Annotated in this window: 3 protein-coding genes; all 3 read left to right on the forward strand. The window is 41.6% G+C overall.

Annotation, left to right across the window (positions count from 1 at the left end; translation table 11 throughout):
* The first annotated feature begins 665 nt into the window (after positions 1 to 665).
* The 3 genes from A3763_RS13875 (at position 666) to A3763_RS13890 (ending at position 2804) form a co-directional block, all read left to right on the forward strand.
* Positions 666 to 1010, forward strand: coding sequence for a hypothetical protein (locus A3763_RS13875; protein ID WP_068510934.1), 345 nt, complete (start codon positions 666 to 668; stop codon positions 1008 to 1010).
* Between the two features lie 99 nt (positions 1011 to 1109).
* The gene (locus A3763_RS13880) at positions 1110 to 1517 is read left to right on the forward strand and encodes a hypothetical protein (protein ID WP_068510936.1); all 408 of its coding nucleotides are present in this window, start codon (positions 1110 to 1112) and stop codon (positions 1515 to 1517) included.
* A gap of 1026 nt (positions 1518 to 2543) precedes the next feature.
* On the forward strand, positions 2544 to 2804 hold the full coding sequence (locus tag A3763_RS13890; protein WP_068510940.1) for a hypothetical protein: 261 nt from the start codon (positions 2544 to 2546) through the stop codon (positions 2802 to 2804).
* The last annotated feature ends 344 nt before the right edge of the window (positions 2805 to 3148 follow it).

A 3148-nucleotide genomic window follows, 5' to 3' on the forward strand; every position in this document is an offset into this window, starting at 1 on the left:
GAACACTTTGATCGGTATGTTCCTTAAGCCGGACGTCCGTATAATACCGAATAAACTGCTCACAATGACGCACATACCACTGGAACAGAGCGGGCTTGATATTGCGCTCAGAAAGTTGAGCTATATAGTTGTTCCAAAAACGTTTTTCTCGATCATCCGTGACCTGAGACATATCTATTTCCTTATGCTTTATTTACAATCCTTTGTAAATTTCAAATATGGATTATACGGACGCCGCCTAATAAGGTAAATTATGGATTCCGTATAAGAAACTGTTATATGTTTCAGCCATTTTAGTTAATGGCTCAATATTTGGCTGGGATGCCTCCTTTCTTTTTGAGCATCCCTCCGTTTAAGTTTTCGTGGTTAGTGGCACGCCACAGTTGTAATCCGGTGCCAATAGTAAGTTAAATGCATCATCACAGTTTTGTGTTTTTATCGTGGTGTGCTGTTAGTTGGCTCGGTAAAATCGGGTCGTTATTAATTTTAGCGCGCAGCTTGGCTGGCTTAGGTTCCGCTACCGCTCCACTCAGGGGCTTTGGTGGTTTGCAAGGGTTCACCACATAACCAAGTGCTCTTGCATCGCCCACGGAAAAACACCCGTGGGCTGGACTCGCTCTGCTACGCGTCGCTCGCCGCAAAGCACGGCGTTATAGGCTCAAAGTATGAAAGTCGTGGCTACAATATTTCTTAGCTTTGTATTAGCAATTAGTATCTATGCTATTGGTAATGGGCTTAACGATAAAATTAGAGGGTATTTTTCTCAGGCTACATTTGAGCAAGTCTTTACGAAAGAGCAGATTTACAATAAAACGCGAGAGCAGCTAAATAAGTTAGCATTAAACCCTGAATATCTGCCAAAGCTTAAAGAGGCATCTAAAAAAAATACCAAGCAAGCAAATAGATATATTTATAGTATTTGGGCGTTGCAATTAGTGTTGCTCGCATTGCTTTCGCTTGGTTGTGGAACGGTTGTAAAGAAAGTGCTACAAACAAATGAAAAGCTATAACAAGTTGCTCAAACGGACTCCGCAAAATGTGTCGCGCTTTTTGTTCCAAAAAGGCGCGCCAATTTCGCTCCTCCGTTTAGCAAAGCGTTAGGTACCCAAATGAATGCCAATAATCAATGGGCACAACTAGCCTTAACTCTTGGAGTATATTTCTCGATTTTTGTAGTTGCGTTGTCTGTGTTTCAAATACCTATTGAGGCTACATCAAACGGTGAAATGCCTCTTAGAATAGTAATTATGCTCTCAGTATCGGTTTCCGTTTTATCGTATGCCACATACCTTTCCGAGACTCCAAAATGGAAAACAGCTATAAATTATTTCCTTTCTGTAGTCTGTTTTTGTCTATTAGGTGTCGTTGGGATTGGTATCTCAGCCATAATAAACAGCTTCTTTGAAAGGGAGCCTCAAATCAGTATCCTGTGGGGTATTATCATCACCTTGGTTGGTTTGGTTTCCTTTTTTGGTGTTATTAAATTAATGAAGTCAAGGTGGTTAAAATGTACCTAACGAGCAGCACCATAGGACTCCGTACTGTGTCGCGTTTTTTGCAAAGACACGCAAAAAGCCCCGCCAAAGTACTCCGCCCATGTGCTAGGCGTTATATGCCAAAAAAGCAAAAAATAGACTCCGTGGCACAAGAATTTCGGTGGTCGCAAGGCAGGGTGCAATGATGGTGGTTTCGTTAAAAGTTGGCGGTAATTGAAAGAATCAAAAATTCAGTGGCGCAAGAAAATCGGTGGTTGCAAGGCATAGTGCACGGATGGTGGTTTCGTCAAAGGTTGGCGGTAAAGCAACACAGTGCCATTCGCCAGCCTTTTTCACTGCAAAGAAAAATGGTCGTGCGGTTTGCTTACATCGGGGTTGTTTGATGGTGGCGTCACCGAAAACGTAATAAGGCGGCATCTTCGGTGGTTTCAAGAGGCATTTTATATCGGTGTAAATTGTCAGTGGCTTCGGTGAGTTTTTGGTGGTAATTTAAGCACCAGTTTTTTGTCGGTTAAAACAGTGGCCGGTTTTTTGGAAACATTAACCATGGTTGAATTTTCATATAACAATCGCCTGCATCGGACAAAGTTTCATTGTCACCTTTTGTGCAAAAACACGCACAAAAGCCGCCAATAAAACTTTGCGCGCTGAGGCGGGCGTTATGTGTATTAAGGGTAAATATGCAATTTAAAGAATTGGGTATTTCGAACAGTTTACTATGGTTCTTAATATCAATATTTTTGTTCTTTTGGCTTGGCCATCAATTCGTTGGCGTGGCAACAGATTTAGAAATACTCAATTTGAGAACAACTGATTTAATTTCATTTCATAGCAGACCTATATGGTTTTCAATGATTGTTTTAATCAAAGCGTTAGTATGGCTTCTATCAATTACGGTAATTTATAAGTATGTTCTTACGAAGCTTAAAACTAAAAACACATAACCAAGCGCTCAAACGGACTCGGCAAACTGTCACGCTTTTTGTACCAAAAAGCCCGCCAGTTCACCTCTCCGTTTAGCTTGGCGTTATGTGTCATAGAGAGAATATGGAATTCCAATCAAACACAGATTTATTCGATGCAATTGAAGGGTTGCAAGCTAGTTTAGTTTCGACTGGTAACGAACATGCAAGTAATCAAATAGCTGACGGTTTGTCTTCATTGAATGGTCTTACCGATGGTTGGGCTCAATTATTAGAATCTATAAACAATGCAAGGTGTGAATTTGGTTCTGCTTTAACTGAAGAGCAAACTAACCAAATCAACAAAATTCAGAGCGCAGTGCATAAGATTGTGTACCGTGCTTAAACACATAACCAAAAGCACCAACGGATTCCATAATATGTCGCGGTTTTTGCAAAGAAACGCAAAAAGCCCCGCCAAATTATTCCACCGTTGTGCTAGGCGTTGGTATGACTCCCCACGTCAAGAGGCCCGCACAAAATCCTGCCGGAACCTCGGCCAGAGCCTTTCTTTTTAATTAACATTCTTCCCGTTAGGGAAGCGTCAACGCATCAGATGAAGCAAGTAATTTCGACGGTGATCATGCTGGTATTCGTGGGTTGCTAACGCGACGCGTTAACCTATCCAACCTTACTTATTACGTCGTGGTGCCTGTCTTCAGTCTATGCTCGTGGATCAATGTACTGCTA

This window comes from Oleiphilus sp. HI0128 (genome assembly GCF_001635365.1).

Excerpts from the sequence above, each read along its gene's own strand:
- A3763_RS13875 (WP_068510934.1), top strand. The coding sequence starts at position 666 with ATGAAAGTCGTGGCTACAATATTTCTTAGCTTTGTATTAGCAATTAGT.
- A3763_RS13880 (WP_068510936.1), top strand. The coding sequence starts at position 1,110 with ATGAATGCCAATAATCAATGGGCACAACTAGCCTTAACTCTTGGAGTA.
- A3763_RS13890 (WP_068510940.1), top strand. The coding sequence starts at position 2,544 with ATGGAATTCCAATCAAACACAGATTTATTCGATGCAATTGAAGGGTTG.